The sequence below is a fragment of the Prosthecobacter sp. genome (assembly GCF_044232965.1).
Lineage (GTDB): Bacteria > Verrucomicrobiota > Verrucomicrobiia > Verrucomicrobiales > Verrucomicrobiaceae > Prosthecobacter.
This window is the reverse complement of sequence record NZ_JBIIKX010000063.1, coordinates 1-14,289: the sequence shown is the minus strand read 5'-3', so window position 1 is coordinate 14,289 and position 14,289 is coordinate 1. Positions and strand designations below refer to the sequence as shown.

General features: G+C 54.8%; 13 protein-coding genes. 8 read left to right on the top strand and 5 right to left on the bottom strand.

Annotated features, from left to right (window positions below):
- The first annotated feature begins 113 nt into the window (after positions 1–113).
- Together ACILSI_RS20830 and ACILSI_RS20825 are read left to right on the top strand one after the other, a co-directional pair.
- Positions 114–908, top strand: coding sequence for a class I SAM-dependent methyltransferase (locus ACILSI_RS20830; RefSeq protein ID WP_395723845.1), 795 nt, complete (start codon positions 114–116; stop codon positions 906–908).
- A 47-nt stretch (positions 909–955) separates the two neighbouring features.
- Complete coding sequence (locus ACILSI_RS20825) at positions 956–2,227, top strand: glycosyltransferase (RefSeq protein ID WP_395723844.1); 1,272 nt, start codon at positions 956–958, stop codon at positions 2,225–2,227.
- Between the two features lie 19 nt (positions 2,228–2,246).
- Here the strand turns inward: ACILSI_RS20825 and ACILSI_RS20820 are convergent, their stop codons facing one another.
- Positions 2,247–3,395 carry a GNAT family N-acetyltransferase gene (locus tag ACILSI_RS20820; protein ID WP_395723843.1) on the bottom strand — a complete coding sequence of 383 codons (1,149 nt, stop codon included), beginning with the start codon at positions 3,393–3,395 and terminating at the stop codon, positions 2,247–2,249.
- A 364-nt stretch (positions 3,396–3,759) separates the two neighbouring features.
- Positions 3,760–4,362: a serine O-acetyltransferase gene (locus ACILSI_RS20815; protein WP_395723842.1), complete on the bottom strand. Its 603-nt coding sequence runs from the start codon at positions 4,360–4,362 to the stop codon at positions 3,760–3,762.
- Between the two features lie 109 nt (positions 4,363–4,471).
- Between ACILSI_RS20815 and ACILSI_RS20810 the strand changes: the two genes are divergently transcribed.
- Positions 4,472–6,751: a polysaccharide deacetylase family protein gene (locus tag ACILSI_RS20810; protein ID WP_395723841.1), complete on the top strand. Its 2,280-nt coding sequence runs from the start codon at positions 4,472–4,474 to the stop codon at positions 6,749–6,751.
- A 21-nt stretch (positions 6,752–6,772) separates the two neighbouring features.
- Here the strand turns inward: ACILSI_RS20810 and ACILSI_RS20805 are convergent, their stop codons facing one another.
- Positions 6,773–8,098, bottom strand: coding sequence for a hypothetical protein (locus ACILSI_RS20805; RefSeq protein ID WP_395723840.1), 1,326 nt, complete (start codon positions 8,096–8,098; stop codon positions 6,773–6,775).
- A gap of 122 nt (positions 8,099–8,220) precedes the next feature.
- Here ACILSI_RS20805 and ACILSI_RS20800 point away from each other — a divergent pair, with 122 nt between their 5' ends.
- Entirely contained in the window at positions 8,221–9,738 is a 1,518-nt protein-coding gene (locus ACILSI_RS20800; RefSeq protein ID WP_395723839.1) for an O-antigen ligase family protein, read from the top strand.
- A gap of 617 nt (positions 9,739–10,355) precedes the next feature.
- Here the strand turns inward: ACILSI_RS20800 and ACILSI_RS20795 are convergent.
- Positions 10,356–11,120 (bottom strand): YdcF family protein, encoded by a 765-nt coding sequence (locus tag ACILSI_RS20795; RefSeq protein WP_395723838.1) that lies wholly within the window; start codon positions 11,118–11,120, stop codon positions 10,356–10,358.
- Positions 11,121–11,226: 106 nt separating this feature from the next.
- Here ACILSI_RS20795 and ACILSI_RS20790 point away from each other — a divergent pair, with 106 nt between their 5' ends.
- Positions 11,227–12,483, top strand: coding sequence for an endonuclease/exonuclease/phosphatase family protein (locus ACILSI_RS20790; protein WP_395723837.1), 1,257 nt, complete (start codon positions 11,227–11,229; stop codon positions 12,481–12,483).
- Positions 12,484–12,779: 296 nt separating this feature from the next.
- Here the strand turns inward: ACILSI_RS20790 and ACILSI_RS20785 are convergent, their stop codons facing one another.
- Positions 12,780–13,043, bottom strand: coding sequence for a hypothetical protein (locus ACILSI_RS20785; RefSeq protein WP_395723836.1), 264 nt, complete (start codon positions 13,041–13,043; stop codon positions 12,780–12,782).
- Positions 13,044–13,092: 49 nt separating this feature from the next.
- On the opposite strand from ACILSI_RS20785, the gene ACILSI_RS20780 reads away from it, so the two are divergent.
- The 3 genes from ACILSI_RS20780 (at position 13,093) to ACILSI_RS20770 (ending at position 14,237) form a co-directional block, all read left to right on the top strand.
- A complete protein-coding gene (locus ACILSI_RS20780) occupies positions 13,093–13,380 on the top strand; it encodes a hypothetical protein (protein WP_395723835.1) in 288 nt (95 codons plus the stop codon).
- Positions 13,381–13,415: 35 nt separating this feature from the next.
- Entirely contained in the window at positions 13,416–13,751 is a 336-nt protein-coding gene (locus ACILSI_RS20775; RefSeq protein ID WP_395723834.1) for a hypothetical protein, read from the top strand.
- Between the two features lie 177 nt (positions 13,752–13,928).
- Complete coding sequence (locus ACILSI_RS20770) at positions 13,929–14,237, top strand: hypothetical protein (RefSeq protein ID WP_395723833.1); 309 nt, start codon at positions 13,929–13,931, stop codon at positions 14,235–14,237.
- Positions 14,238–14,289 lie beyond the last annotated feature (52 nt).

Genomic DNA, 14,289 nt, shown 5'->3' with positions numbered 1-14,289 from the left:
AGCATGAATTTTAACTCCATTGCCTAGCAATGAGTTTGGATTGTTGAAGAACCAAGCTCATTTTGAATGATTCTTCCGGTTTGCATTGATAACATTGTCGGCAATAAATCCGAATGGATACTTTTGGAAACATTGAATCACTGAACAAGAGCTTTTACTACAGCAAAGAAGTTGCCAAGTGGTTTGCAAAAAAAGAGTATTTGCTGCCTGAAGAACAATCTTTCCTGCGTGATTTTGGAGGTGAGATCGTGGGGAAATCCTTCCTCGACATCGGTATTGGCGCAGGCCGTACGATCCGCCACCTGCAGCCTTTATCCGGCAGCTATATCGGCGTCGATTTCTCACCGGACATGGTGCGGGAGGCCTGCGCTCGTTTCTCCGATGTGCGGTTGGAAGTGCGTGATGCAACTGATCTCTCCGCCTACGGAGACGGGCAGTTTGAACTGGTGATATTCTCTTTCAACGGGATCGACAGCCTCTCGCACGAGGGGCGGCTGCGGGCTTTGCGTGAGATTCACCGGGTGCTAAAGCCCGGCGGGTTGTACGTCTTCTCCAGCCACAACCGGGACAGGCCAAGGGTGAGTCCGTATGCCTTGGAGAATCTGAGCCTCACCAAGCATCCGGTGCGCATGTTGAAAAACCTCCTGCATTACTGGCAGTGCATTCGAGACTGGAAGGGCTCGCTGCACTGTGCCGTTGAAGAGGAGGAATACGCATTGCGTCACGACAGCGGAAACTTTTTTAAAGTGCCAATTTATTACATTTCCAAGCGCAACCAGGTCCGGCAGTTAGAGCGGGTGGGCTTCCGAGTGGAGACAATTTATGAGGGAAAAGGCCTGCAGACAACGGCAAGTGATGCTGATCCCGTCTCATCGTGGATTTTCTATGTCTGTCGCAAGACTGCATGAGGCAGCTGGATACAACGCCTTTGCACATGTTGCCTCAAATCCCTCCCATGAAGAAGACCTCTCAAAAAAGCCGGGTGTTTCTTGTTTCACACAATTTTCCGCCAACCATGGGGCCGGAGTCTTCTCTCGTAAAGTTAAACGCCCTCGACCTTCTCAGACGCGGTTGGCGTGTGTCGGTGATGACTACAACGATGGAGCACATGCATCAGGGAATTGACCATGTGATGCTCGACAGCCTTCCTGACAACCTCGAAATCCTCCGCACACCAAGCTACGATGCGCTATTGCGTAAGCGATGGCCCAGAATTGCGAGTGTGGTTTTGACGGTTCTTCACCGATGGATTTTGCCGGAGATTTTTCTTCTCTGGCTGTTCTCCTCTGTTCCAGCGGGCAAACGCTGGCTCAAGAAAAACGGTCCCGCGATCATCTACTCGCGTGCGACCAAACATGTAAGCAACGTGACCGGCTGGTTTCTTAAACGTGCCACTGGACTGCCCTGGGTGGCCCACATGAGTGACCCTTGGGTGGAAGTGCCGTACTTTAACCCCCTTCAGAGGTGGATTGCCCTGCAGTTTGAGCGTAGGATCTTTCGTGACGCAGATGCTATCGTAACAGTGAGCAGAGGACTGGCCGATTATATATTGCGACTGCACCCGTGGGCTCGGCACAAGGTTCACATCATCCCGCATGGTTTTGCGCCTTTAGATAAACCTCCAGCCCCCGTAACCGGAGCCGGCAGTCGCCCGCTTCAAGCTCTGTATGCAGGGTCACTCACTCCCACACTGCGGGAACCTGACAAACTTTTTGCGGCACTGGTATTGCTCAATGAAAGTTCCACCCTCCACCTGAGACTGCAGGTGACGTTTGTCGGCGATGATACTATCCGCTATCAAGGCTTGGTGGATTCGCTGGGACTGACGAATATTGTGCGCCTAATGGCCCCGGTACCCTACCAGGCCTGCCAGGATATGATTGACAAGAGTGATTTGCTCCTCGTTCTCGACACGCATGGATTCGGTGGAATATTTTTGCCAACCAAGTTGATTGAATATCTCCCCTATGCAAAGCCTGTGCTGGGTCTCGCAGAGCCAGACAGCACCATCCATCAGTTATTGAAGGAGTGTGATCTGACGTTTGCTGACCAAGAGAAGCCCGCGGACATAGCTGCTGCCTTTGAGAAATTGCTCAAACAATGGGAAACTGGAGTATGGGAGGTGTCTGCGAAGTCTCGGGAACAAACTCAGAGCTATCGGATCGATCGCGTGAATGATCGCCTTGATGAGTTGTTAACTTCGCTTGCTCCTTCAGGCTGCCCTTGATTGTTCGATCGCTGATTCTCTATGGGTCCGGTTTTGAAAGTGTCTGATCTGGTGAGGTTCTCATCATTTCCCAGGCACCGCGGAGATCGCCGCGCGAAAGGGCCCCTAGACTCCTTGCGAGCACTGGATGAGCTTGGCGCAAGTAGGCCTTGGCTTCGTGAATCTGGCGCCTGACAGGTGATGCAAAGGCACGCCAGTCATGAGAGAGGTGGCTGGCGTTCGCGAACCGTGCTTTGTAGTTTTCTCCGCCACGCATAAAATCAAACTCGAAGAAGCCCCGTTTCACCATGTGGGCCATAAGATGAACCATGAGGACGGTACCTGGTCCGGCTTTTTGTAGTGCCGGATCAAAGCACCATTTGTAAGCGAGAAGTCTGCCGGCACCCCAGAATCCTATGTGATGTGCGATGTGTTGCCCATTCACATTCAACGACGTAAAGTCAATTAGCGAAGCGAGTTCCGGATCCCGCATCAGCAGTCGATAAAATTCACGGGCAGATTCTTCGCTGAACATGCTCGACATTCCCGCAGCCGCCCAGCGCGCAATATGGAGGTCGAAAAAAAACGGCAGTGTTGTCAGGCGTTGGTCCAGCGTGATCTGTTCATCGAGTGAAATGCTCCCTAATTTGGCCAGTTCTCTCTCATTTCTTTTGTAGCCTCTCTTGGCCATGATGCCATGAAGGACGGTGCCACTCGCATCCATTTGCACACTGCAGCATGCTTCGGGATTCTCTGGCGCGATTTTGAGCGGTGGATTTTTGAGATTGCTTATACAGGTGCTCCAAACAGAGGTATCTGGAACATCTTCGAGCAAAACTTCGTGCCAATCGCGGCCCAGTGTTTCCTGCAAATGTCGTAAACACGTCTCCACCACGCGCGGGCCGTCAGCAGCGGCACAAATGACGTCATTGTAATCGGCCCGGGGCGATGTCAGCCAGGTGATGCGTCCGTTGCTCAATGCCCACGGACAGATCCCGACGGGTTCGCCTTCAGTATTACGCAGGAGAAGAATGTAGAGTCGGTGTTCCCATTGATAGGCCTCGGTAATCGCAACTGACCAGGCATGATGCTGGAAGATTTCCGGATGAGGGTGCGCGTGCCATAGCTTTCCCCAAGTTATTTCCTCTCGTTGTAAAGCATCCAAGCTCCGTATCAGTTCGACATTCATTGGATGAAAAATACTTTGGAAACAAATGCTGAATAATGAAAAATGCTGTGGAAATTTTGCTTCTGGCCACCATTAAAAAGTGGTGTTTTTGATGTGTTCCGTCGTGACATCCATGTGAAAAACGCGAAGCTGTTTTGTTGATCTCGGCACTCTTGCTCAATATACGATTCCGCGTTCCCGCCACTCATCCGGACCGTCGATCCATCGCACTTGAATTCCAGATGATGTGTCAGAACCGCTGGCGGCATGTAGCTTTGTTGGATGGGATGGTTCTAAATACAACCGCGAATTCAGGCCCGCAATCCGGGAGTCTGATTCGAGGCTGTTTTTGTCAGAAGGTGAATCTGGATCAAAGCGTGAGATTTCAGGATCCACCTTCCGACACGATAGTGACTGCAACGTTCGACACATAGCCTGCCGATCCCTCCATTGAAAGAACTCGTGCAGGAATGCCTCCAACCACGGCACCATCTGGCACATCGGCGATTACAACCGCGTTTGGCGCGACCACTGAGTCATCACCGATCCTGATGCCGCCGAGAATTGCTGCACCACAGCCCAGATAAACACGGTCGCCGATTACTGGTATGCCTGGATGCTTGCTGCGGTCGTGCGTTTTGCCAATGGTCACTCCGTGACTCAATGTGCAATTGTCGCCGATGACACAGCGCACGTTCGTGATGATGGCGCACAGGTGCCCAAGGTAAAGTCCCCCGCCGATTTGAGCTGAATATTCGATGTAAGCCCCATATCGAATCTGCATTCGGTGGTGCTTCCAGAGCATGAGGTGGTAAAGGCCATAACGGCTCCACCATTGCGATCGCAGCCAGCCGCAGAGCCGCATCACGACCGTGAAACGAAACCCACTCTCACGAAACCACTGCTTGAGAAAATCCTTGAAGCCGCACCGAGCCTCGTAACGGTAAAGGTCTGCGGCAATCAAATTATGGAGTTTCTGAAAAGTCATATCAGGAATAGCGGACTGATGGGCAAAATGTCAGTCATAAATTGAAAAGGCAGCATGTCCATGGCTGGATGGCGAGATTCGGACTAATGATGAAAAAAGTGAAAAGCCTATGCTGAATGCACGCAAAATCCTTCTAATTTCTCACAATTTTCCCCCGACCGCTGGGCCGGAATCAAGCTTGGTCAAAATTAATGCCGAGTTCCTGCACCGGGCGGGTTTCCATGTGCGTGTCCTGACCACCACCGATTCTCACACCATTCAGGCCACCGACAATTCCCTTCTTTCTGGTGTCTCCTCAGACATTCTGATTGATCGTGTCGCGAGTCCCGACGCCTTGATGGCCTCCCGCTATCCAAAAATTGGCCGCTTCCTGGCCGTCAGCTCTGGACGCCATGTCCTGCCTGAAATCGCTTTTCCCTGGGTCGTCCCTGCCTTTCGCCGGGCATTGTCCATCGCGGAGGAATGGAAACCTGATATGATCTATTCCCGCGCCACCAAGCACGTCAGCAATGTGGTCGGTTGGCGCCTGAAACGCCGCACCGGCCTGCCTTGGGTCGCCCATTTCAGTGATCCTTGGATCACCGGCGGTCTCCCTTACCGATCGATTCAACGCCTGATCGGTCGTTTTTTTGAGCACCGAATCCTGCGGGATGCGGATGCGTTGGTCTTCGTAGCCGTCAATGCCGCCGAGAAAGTTCTCCGCAACCAACCCCAGGAAATTTGGTCTCGGGTCCACATCATCCCCCACGGCTACGCCTCCCCCACCCCAGAACTGGCCGCACTGAGTCCGCCCCCCGCTCATGACAGGCCTTTGCGGGTGATTCACGCGGGTTCCTTCTACCCAGGCATGCGCACCCCCGACACGTTGATCGACGCTTTGCGTATTCTGGCGCAAAGCCGACCTCTCGATGGACGCATTGAGATCAACTGCATCGGTGTGGACACAACCCCTTACCAGGCCCGTGTCAATGCAGCCGGTCTCGGTGGAGTGCTCAGGTTCGAGGGCAGCATTCCATTTGATGAGTGCCAGCGCAGGGTCGCCACCAATGACTTGACCCTCATTATTGACACCCCGGGCTACGGTGGACTCTTCCTTCCCACCAAGCTCTTTGAGTCCTTCGCTTTCGATCACCCTGTCTTTGGTTTGACTGAGCCTGGCAGCGCAGTGGCCGGAGTTCTGGACCAAGTCGGCATGCCCTGGTCCAACGTTTCCGACCCCTCGGCGATCGCATCTCAACTTGCTTCCCTGCTTGCGCGTTGGGAGTCCGGGGATTGGAGCATCACCGCTGGCCAACGCCAAGCGATGGACCAGTTTCAGATCGATACCGCCAACAAACCGTTGTTTCGCCTCTTCGAAAGCCTCATTCCATCTGGCCACTGCTTGCCTGCCTCCCGCCAAAAGCATTACACGCCACTCTCCAACCGCCCTGCCCACAAGTGGCTCCTCTCTTTTGTGCGCCGGGTCGGCCTCCCATCCATTGGTCGAGCCATCAATCAAGCACGACCGAAAGTGTTGATGTTTCACGGGCTCACCGACAGGGAACATACAGGATTAGAAAACTGCCAGCACAAGCATCTCCATGTTCGTCGATTTGAGGCCTTCCTTGCCCATCTCAAAAAGCACTTCCGCCTCATCGCTCTCGACGAACTGGCCCGCTGCCTTTCCAGTGGCATTCCACCACCTCCCTACAGTGTCGCCCTCACTTTCGACGATGGTTTCCTTTCCAACTACACCCTTGGATTTCCTCTCCTCAAACGCTACGACGCTCAGGCTACCATCTTTGCCGCCACCGAGTTCGTCGAAGAAAAAAAGCCCATCTGGGTGGATCGCGTGGATTATGCCATGGATCAGGCGGGAAGAGACAAGGTTGAACTGATCCGCGTAAAGCGGGAACTTAAATCCCTCCCCGCCGACAAGCTCGAGGACGCCCTCGTTTCTCTTGAGAATGGTCTCGGGTACCGGCTGGAAAACGCCAACTTGCCCTCTGTTCCCGCTATTTACCATGCGATGGACTGGGGGCACGCCCGGGAAATGCTCGATTCAGGCCTCGTCTCCCTCGGTGCCCATACCCATTCGCACCAGATCATGGCCCGCTGCACGCCGGAGGTTGTGGAGCACGAAGTCTTAAAATCGAAACAGTTGATCGAGCAGAATACGGGACGGCCCTGCACCACCTTTTGCTACCCCAATGGCGGCCCAGAAGATTTCACCGAAGAGACTGAGCGCATCATTCGTGGGCTTGGCTTCCTAAGCACCATCACCACCATCGGCGGTTTCAATGAGCCCGGTTGCTCGCCCTTCCTAATGAAGCGTCTTGGCGTCATGAACAACCAGGATCTGACCCAGTTTGACCTGCTCACCTCCGGCATTAACCGTAGCCAACGATAATCTGGCCACAATCCCACCTATCTACCGCCAACTGTCGTCAATCAGTGAATGCGGGAACACCTGTGGGAATCTTCGGTTCAGATCTTCATAAACTGGCCGCAGTGCCTCCCTTTCGTCTTCCCTGGCAAAGGTCGGGTGAGGACGCCATTGCGGCACCGCTAAATCGCGGGTCCATGGCTTTCCCGCCCGCGCCGCCTCCATCCGCAGCAAGGCGCTGAGTTTGACATGGGACTGTTCGTTCGCCAGGTGCTCGCGCGCCCAGCGCGCAGGTTGCAGGTCTTTCGCCGACTGCAGCAGCGTCATCAAGTCCTCGTGAATCCTGCCGGGCCTCAACTTCCTGCCCGTCTCCTCGTTGATATAGGCTAGTGGGCCGACATGAGCATCCTCCCGCATGGCCAGCGCGCAGCCCGCGAAGAGGCTCTCCACCGCCGCCACGCAGCAGCCCTCGCGGCGGGTCATGATCACCGAAACCTTCGCCTGGCACTGATGGCGGGCTACTTCGGCGATGGGTAGCGATTCGTGGATCTCGAGCTTTTGAGGAACGCCAAACGTGCGTGCGAGGTCTCGGATGATTTCCGTGCTGCGTCCTGGTTCGCGTTGGCCGATAAGCACGATCTTCAAATCCGCTGGCAGGCACCGCAGGGCACGGAAAAGCTCCCAGTGGCGTTTGAACTCGCCCCAGTTCGCCACCATCACGATGTCCGTCACCCGCTCTGCAGGTGATCTGGAGGTATAGAGCGCGGGGTTGATCCAGTCACATGGAAGTGTTTGCAGGCACCGCAAACGCGGGTGAAAGGCCTCAATGGCCTTAATCTCTCCATAATTACAACTTTGGACGAAAAGGTTGCTGTTGAGGCTGGCAAGCGCCAGTCCCAGCACGGCATAGTCCGTTGGCGACCAACTCGTGGAAAGAACAAGATCGTAGTGGTCATCCATCCACCGCCGCCCGCTTTCATCGAGCCCCAAGAGGAGTCGGACCCAATTGTACTCGAAGGTCATCAAAAGAACGCCTTTTTCCCCGTTGGCTGCAGGAGCCTTGAGAATAAGGCTGCGTGTAAGCTCAGGTGTCTCGCGCAGCAACCTCGAGTAGCGTGGTTCCTCACGCACCGCTTTTTCCCACGGAGCGCGATCGTCAAAGCCCGGCAGCCTCTGAATCGACCGCAAGACCATCCTTTGTAGCGGGCCTTCATCCGCCAAGGTGAGAGATTTGGACAGTCCTATCGCCCTGCGGCACGGATCCGTCGAACTGCGACCTCTCAGAAACCATCCCCAAGCTAATGCCTGCCGGAGCCGTTTGGAATAACGAAGGGCATCCATCAGGGGCAGAATAAGGGGCTGAAGGCTCATCAAGCGATGACACTCCTATGCGTGCAATCAACTCCAGTGGCAAGGCGTTGGTTTTGCACACGGCAAAAAAGCGATCTGTTGATTGCGCGAATGCCAGCGAGTGACATGCTTGGAGGCTCTCCATGACAGCATCCTCGAAAGCCATTGAGCCAGCCAATGCCGCCGTGTCGGAGGAGGCAGGCGACCTGTTGATTGAGAACGATGAAGCTGGGAAGTGGAGCTATTGGTTTGCCTTGCTGTTTCTGGGAATCTACTTCATTCGTCCGCAGGATTGGGTTCCAGGCATGGCTGGTGCCAACATCATACGTCCCATCATGCTCATGTGGAGCTTGGCGCTGATGATGGAAGGGCTCCAGAGTCCTGTGCGTGGCTTTTTCCGTACACCGCACGATTGGGCGATGCTTATATTCTATGCTTATGTGGTCTGGAATGCGCCCAGTGAAGCCGGTGCGGGCAGCGGTATGTTTTCTCTGGTGGTTTTTTATTACCTCACTACTCAAGCGCTTTCGAGTTGGGGCAAATTGCTGGGGTATTTGCGGCTCTGGAACTGGCTGCTTGTGACCTTGGCTGTCTTTGGAGTGCTGCAAACCCTGGGGTTAGACATCACTGGTGGCAAGGAAATCACTGATTATGGACGGGGAAGGCTGGCCTTGGGAACTTGGACCTGCAACAACGCGAACGCGCTCGGTCATACGGTAGTGGCTGCAATTCCCCTGAGCTACATACTACTTTTTTGGCGTGGCGGTGTGATTAAACGCTTTGTGGTCTTCCCGGTTGTCATAGCGTTCGTCATTACCTGCGCATGGCGGACGGAATCCAAAGGTTCTTTCCTCGTCGGCGCTGCGCTGACGGTACTGATCTTTGTGGTGGGAAGACCGCGATGGATTCAGATGATCGTGCTGGCCGCGGCATTAACCGCCGGGGTGGGGGCCTTGAGTTTCCTTCCACGCATGGATAGCATGGGAAGCCTGCGCTCTGAGGAGGGTGTCCAAGGTCGATTGATGGCATGGGAGAAAGCACGCGAGTCCGTTGAGCAAAATACCACCGGGGTTGGATGGCGTCAGTTTCAAAGTTGGATCACTGTCAAAGAAGGGATGAGATGGATTGTGCAGGAAAAATCTACCCATAGCAGTTATGTGCAAATTGGCGGTGATCTTGGAAAACCGGGGCTTTTCCTTTGGTTGCTCGTTCTATGGACAGGATTGCGCAGTGTTTTGTTCTGCAAGGTTCAGAATGATGAGCAGGAACGATGCCGCCGGGCGGTTTTATTGATCCTCACTGCCTATTTATTTTCAAGCTGGATGATCAACCGGGAGTATTACACCGAATATTACCTCGTTACGGCCATGGCAGCTGCAATGCATCGACTGATGGTGGCACGAAGCCTCCAGCCTGAACCGGAACCGCAAGATGACGGTGATGAGTCTTCTGCGGCACGTTCAGCGTTGGCAGGATTGAACTGGGCACCATCCGGAAGCGAAATGGGACTCTGGGTAAACAGAGGTTCCGGAGATTTCAACCAGGAGCGCCGCACATCGAATCTTGTCTGGAACCGATTGGACTGGAAAGACCTGGTGATGACCTGTGTGGCTACCTGGGGAGTGCTCCAAGTGTGGGATTACGTCCTTAGGAAACTTTGAGGCAAGCTGAGCGACGTGAGCCAATCCATGACAGAACGCTACAGCTATCAACCTTGACTTGGAGAATGATCTGACGGAAGTATCCTTCTGCTAACTGTAGTCTTCAACAGTTCCATGAAAAAAATCTTTTGCCGGCTTCCTGCCATTATTCTGGCACTTCTCGCGCCATCCCTCGCACTCACTGGGTGTTCTCTTTATCCACTCGGGGACAGCCATACTGCCCATTATTTTGGCGGCCACGGAAATCGTGTTAGACCCAATGGTTATGTGCCTCGCGAGATCCGTCGTAACAACGACATGACGATTCATCCATGAAATCAAGGAGCTTGATAGTGATTTCCCGCATCAGTGCGGCATTCAGTCTGCTGGAGACTCTTATGATGCTCGTTGCCCTGATGGTCTTTACCCTCTTGCTTGCAGGGGTCACGAAGCCGTTGTGGCATGACAACTCGGTGCCTCAAAGCGAGACGAAAGGTCCCTCCCGGACACAGACGACGTCTTCATCGCGTTGAGAGGGGCGGGGTGTGTTCCGGCAATCGCTCGCCTATGCCGGAGTCTTTGATGGCGAAGTCTGGCATCAAAGAACAGTTTGTGGTGAGGCGGGTCATTTTTCGTCCTCACATCCAGCCCTTGCTTCTGTAGAGCCAAGTGCCCAGAACCTCGTGGAACCATGTTCTGAACACTGAAAATGCCTCTGGATGCGGGAGGTGCAGCCAGTGGAAGTCTCCAACGCGGTTAACACTGCTCAGATAATTGCAAGGAACCGCGTTAAAGGCGATGCCTGCCTTACGAAAAGCTCCGGCAGCTCTGGGCATGTGATATGCCGACGTAACCAGCAGAACCCGCTTCCATGCCCGTTCATGGAGCAATGCCGCCACTTTGGCCGCCTCGTCGTGCGTGTCCGCGCAAATTCCCAGTGACATGATGGAACCCTCATCCTCGACCAGAGTCCGCATGAAGTGGATCACTTGATCCGCCTCCGACACTATTTCGCCTTTGTCCTGATATCCACCGCCCCCCAGAAGCAACAAGGGGGCTTTCTTTTGGGCAAGGAGCGTCAACGCGGTGGTCAATCGATCCCCCGACGTTTTCAAGTGCATCCCACTTGGTTCGGAACGAGACGGCTCAGCGCCTCCCCCCAGACATACGATCACGTCCGCCGCTGGCAAATCCCTGATTTGAACAGGGACATGCCTGCCTTCCAAGTCGGATATCAGCAGCGATGCCATGGGCGTGCAGGTCAGCAAAGTGAGGATCAACCAAGCCGCAGCAGGTACCGCCACGTCGCGCCAGCGCCGCCGCCAGCAGGCGAAGACGATCCACAAACTCAGAAGCAGCCAGGCGACGCAGAGTGGTTGTATGAGCACAAAGAGAATCTTCATGGGAGTGCGTCACATCTTTCCTGAACCTGTGTTTTTCGCAACCTTGTTTGAAGTCGGTTGCACGCGTGCCCGGGCTTGAGCATGCCAACAGCTTGCCTCAAACCTCATGGGAGTAGATACCGTATTCGACAGCGACCATTCACCATTGATGATGCGGAACACAAAATTACCGCACGCTCCTTGCCAAAGAGGATTAAAAGGATTCCATTTTCAGCCAATGGATCACTCTCTGCCTTCCAATCCTTCTGCTCCAGGTCTCGACCCTATGTTGTTTCGGCAATTGGTACGCTGGTTGTTGCTCTGGTGTGGAAGGCTGTCCGTGGCACTGATGCTGCTGTGGACAGTTGCGCTGGCCCTTTTGGCCCTCGGCTTTCGCTATCTCGGCGAGTCGAATCTTTGTACTGCGTTTCTTTTGTTTTTGCCTCCGGTGGTTTGGCTTCTGCCGGGGGTGGTGATCTGGCCCGTCACGCTGTTGTTGCGGTGGCGTGCTGCCCTGGTCTTGGGGGCGGCGGCGCTACTCATCGTCGGTTTATCCTCAGGCTGGCGGCCTGGAACCGCCCCAATTCCTGTGTCGAAAGATCAACGTGGCTCCGATGTGCTGGTCATTCTCACCAACAACCGCGGCCAAGGCGGCGGGCACAGTTTACGCCCATTCAAAAATCTCATCCAGCCTGATCTGATGGCCTTCCAGGAGTCATCAGCGAGAGCTTCTACCTACTTGTCCGATCCTGGCTATGGAGAGTTTCAGCATGGGGAGAGTGTGGGAGAGTTCACTTTGCTGAGCCGGTTTCCGGTCATCCCGGGGCGTCTGCTCAGTTGGAGCAGAGGGAAAACCACAGGGGGCTTTACTTATGCCGCTCGTTTCGAGGTTGACTGGAATGGCCGCCAGATTGCTGTTTATGTGGTGCATTTGAGATCACCTCGGGAGGCATTGCTTGGTCTTCGCTGGGGGGGCTTCCTTCGTGGCATTCCGTTGCCTCTAGAGGGCTGGCAGGAGCGCGCGAACAAGGAAACGGCTTTCTGGCTCGATCAATTGGCGATGGCGGAGGACTTGGAGGGTCATATTTCATCCGATCCGTTGCCTTGCATCATTGCAGGAGATTTCAATGCCCCGCACTTGGGCACCATCTACCGCCAGTTGTCACGCAAGTTAAAGGATGCCCATGCAGAGGCGGGCTTTGGTTGGGGATTTACTTTCCCAGGAGAAACTCGCAATCCTCTGGCATTTGGTGGGCCTTGGCTGCGCATCGACCATGTGCTTGTGGACTGGCACTGGAGTCCGGAGGTGTGTTGGACCGAAGAGTCTAGAAAGTCACAGCATCGGGCTGTTGCAGCTTCTCTTCGATGGAGGCAGGGAAGCTGATTTCAAATTGATCAAACGGTGGAGCCTCTCGCAAAAACCCAGGTAGCCAAGTCATTCCTGGCCCGAACAGCCTGTGTCGGGGCCGGGCATGTGCCCCATTACGATGGGTTGTGCAAGAGGCTTGGTGTATCACAGCGGCGAACGGAACCTGTAGATCGCGTGGCACGGCTTGGCGTCAGGGCAGGCCATTTGGAAGATGCACCGCTGCTCGATCACGCTTGTGGCGACTCCTGTCAGCGGCCCGTGGGACTATCAGCCAGCCAAGGCTCGACCCATGGGTGCTGACACGCTGAAAGTCAGCAGAATAGCGGTTCAAGCCGCTGCTGCCAGCCGTCCACGACTGTTTCGACCACCCGTCCGGCCAATTTGAGTCGTGCGGCTGCCTTGTCGCGGTCCTGGGCACGCAAAAAATGGAAGCAGCGCTGCAGTTCACGGGGCTGCTTGGGACCCTGGTACTTGAGTTTGCCCAGAATATCCTCTTCCAGGGCGGCCGTGTCAGTGCTGTCAGTGGCAAGTCCCGCGCTGTCGATAGAGGGCGTTGCCACGAAGCTGCGCACCATCCGGTAATGCTCCTGGCACAACCACCGGGTTAACCGCACGGCATTCCGCATGATTCTTGGCAGCTCGGCAGGATCGCGTTGCGGTGCTACCACCAGTCCCAAGCGCCGCATCCTGCTGACCAACCGCGAACTCGGTGCCGAGGCCCATGGCAAAGGCGTGCAGTTGGGCCTCAACTTCGCCGACACCGCCCCGGAACTCTTTGCCGGGCTGGAGATGGGAGAAGACGCCCTGCGTGTCCTGAACGATTACCGCAAACTGCATGCCCGCATCACCGCCGACGTCAAAGCTGAACTGCCGCAGGTCCGTGCGGCTGTGGCGTGGTCGAAACGGATGTGAGTTGAGGACAAACCGAAGCACTCACATCTTCGATCATGTCCGACCTCATCCTCTATCAGTTCAGCCGGGATCGTGTGGAAGTCGGTGATGCCAAGGATTTTCTGTCCAGGTTTGGCAAGAGCAGTCTGCCGACAGGCAAAAAGCTGGAAGCCATGATGAACAGCGTGGCCTTGATGATCGACGGCTACAATCACGATCCCCGAGAAATCTACGCCATTCCCGAGACCAGGAAATTTTACCAGCAACTTTGGGAGGTCTGGCCCTACTGGCTGTATTTCTGCAATCTGGACACCGAGAACCTGATGATGATGGTGATGTGCTGCCTCGGTTCACTGGATGCGCTCAAGGTTCAGGTAAGGCCACAAGTCTAGGTGCAGATCAATCCCTTGGAGGTGGTTGGGTTCATCAGTGGCGGTTTTGTGCCGATGAATGAGATGTGTGAGCGTGCCGGGATGAGTGAGCGTAAGATCTTCGACCGAACCAAGGCAGTGTTCGAGTATTTCAATCTGCCTTTTGATACGGGTCCACCCCAGAGGTAATCTGAGCCAATGCCCTCCGAGCTCAACTCCCTCATCGCCGAGGCCACTTCCTACGCTCGTTTCACAATGAAGACGAGCGGCTGCCTGGCTCCGATCATGATGGCGGCCACGGAGCAGGGAATCATCCTCTTCAGCCCGGACAAGATGAGCGATACGGGAGCCAAGGACGATTTCGCCAACAAAGTCCGTCTGATCACTGCCTCGTATGGTGCTTCTGCGGTCGTGCTCATTGTGGAATCCTGGATCACCAAAGCCAAGTCAGATGAGCCATTATTAATCCGGCACAAAGAAAGAACATCAAGCTGCATACTGAGTTGAACTTGAGGTGAAGAAGGAGCGGATGCGCTCTGGCTGCTTCTGGCAGGAGATC

Excerpts from the sequence above, each read along its gene's own strand:
- ACILSI_RS20785 (WP_395723836.1), bottom strand. The coding sequence starts at position 13,043 with ATGGTGCGCAGCTTCGTGGCAACGCCCTCTATCGACAGCGCGGGACTT.
- ACILSI_RS20805 (WP_395723840.1), bottom strand. The coding sequence starts at position 8,098 with ATGAGCCTTCAGCCCCTTATTCTGCCCCTGATGGATGCCCTTCGTTAT.
- ACILSI_RS20800 (WP_395723839.1), top strand. The coding sequence starts at position 8,221 with ATGACAGCATCCTCGAAAGCCATTGAGCCAGCCAATGCCGCCGTGTCG.
- ACILSI_RS20775 (WP_395723834.1), top strand. The coding sequence starts at position 13,416 with ATGTCCGACCTCATCCTCTATCAGTTCAGCCGGGATCGTGTGGAAGTC.
- ACILSI_RS20830 (WP_395723845.1), top strand. The coding sequence starts at position 114 with ATGGATACTTTTGGAAACATTGAATCACTGAACAAGAGCTTTTACTAC.
- ACILSI_RS20815 (WP_395723842.1), bottom strand. The coding sequence starts at position 4,362 with ATGACTTTTCAGAAACTCCATAATTTGATTGCCGCAGACCTTTACCGT.
- ACILSI_RS20790 (WP_395723837.1), top strand. The coding sequence starts at position 11,227 with ATGGGAGTAGATACCGTATTCGACAGCGACCATTCACCATTGATGATG.
- ACILSI_RS20795 (WP_395723838.1), bottom strand. The coding sequence starts at position 11,120 with ATGAAGATTCTCTTTGTGCTCATACAACCACTCTGCGTCGCCTGGCTG.
- ACILSI_RS20810 (WP_395723841.1), top strand. The coding sequence starts at position 4,472 with ATGCTGAATGCACGCAAAATCCTTCTAATTTCTCACAATTTTCCCCCG.
- ACILSI_RS20780 (WP_395723835.1), top strand. The coding sequence starts at position 13,093 with ATGATTCTTGGCAGCTCGGCAGGATCGCGTTGCGGTGCTACCACCAGT.
- ACILSI_RS20820 (WP_395723843.1), bottom strand. The coding sequence starts at position 3,395 with ATGAATGTCGAACTGATACGGAGCTTGGATGCTTTACAACGAGAGGAA.
- ACILSI_RS20770 (WP_395723833.1), top strand. The coding sequence starts at position 13,929 with ATGCCCTCCGAGCTCAACTCCCTCATCGCCGAGGCCACTTCCTACGCT.
- ACILSI_RS20825 (WP_395723844.1), top strand. The coding sequence starts at position 956 with ATGAAGAAGACCTCTCAAAAAAGCCGGGTGTTTCTTGTTTCACACAAT.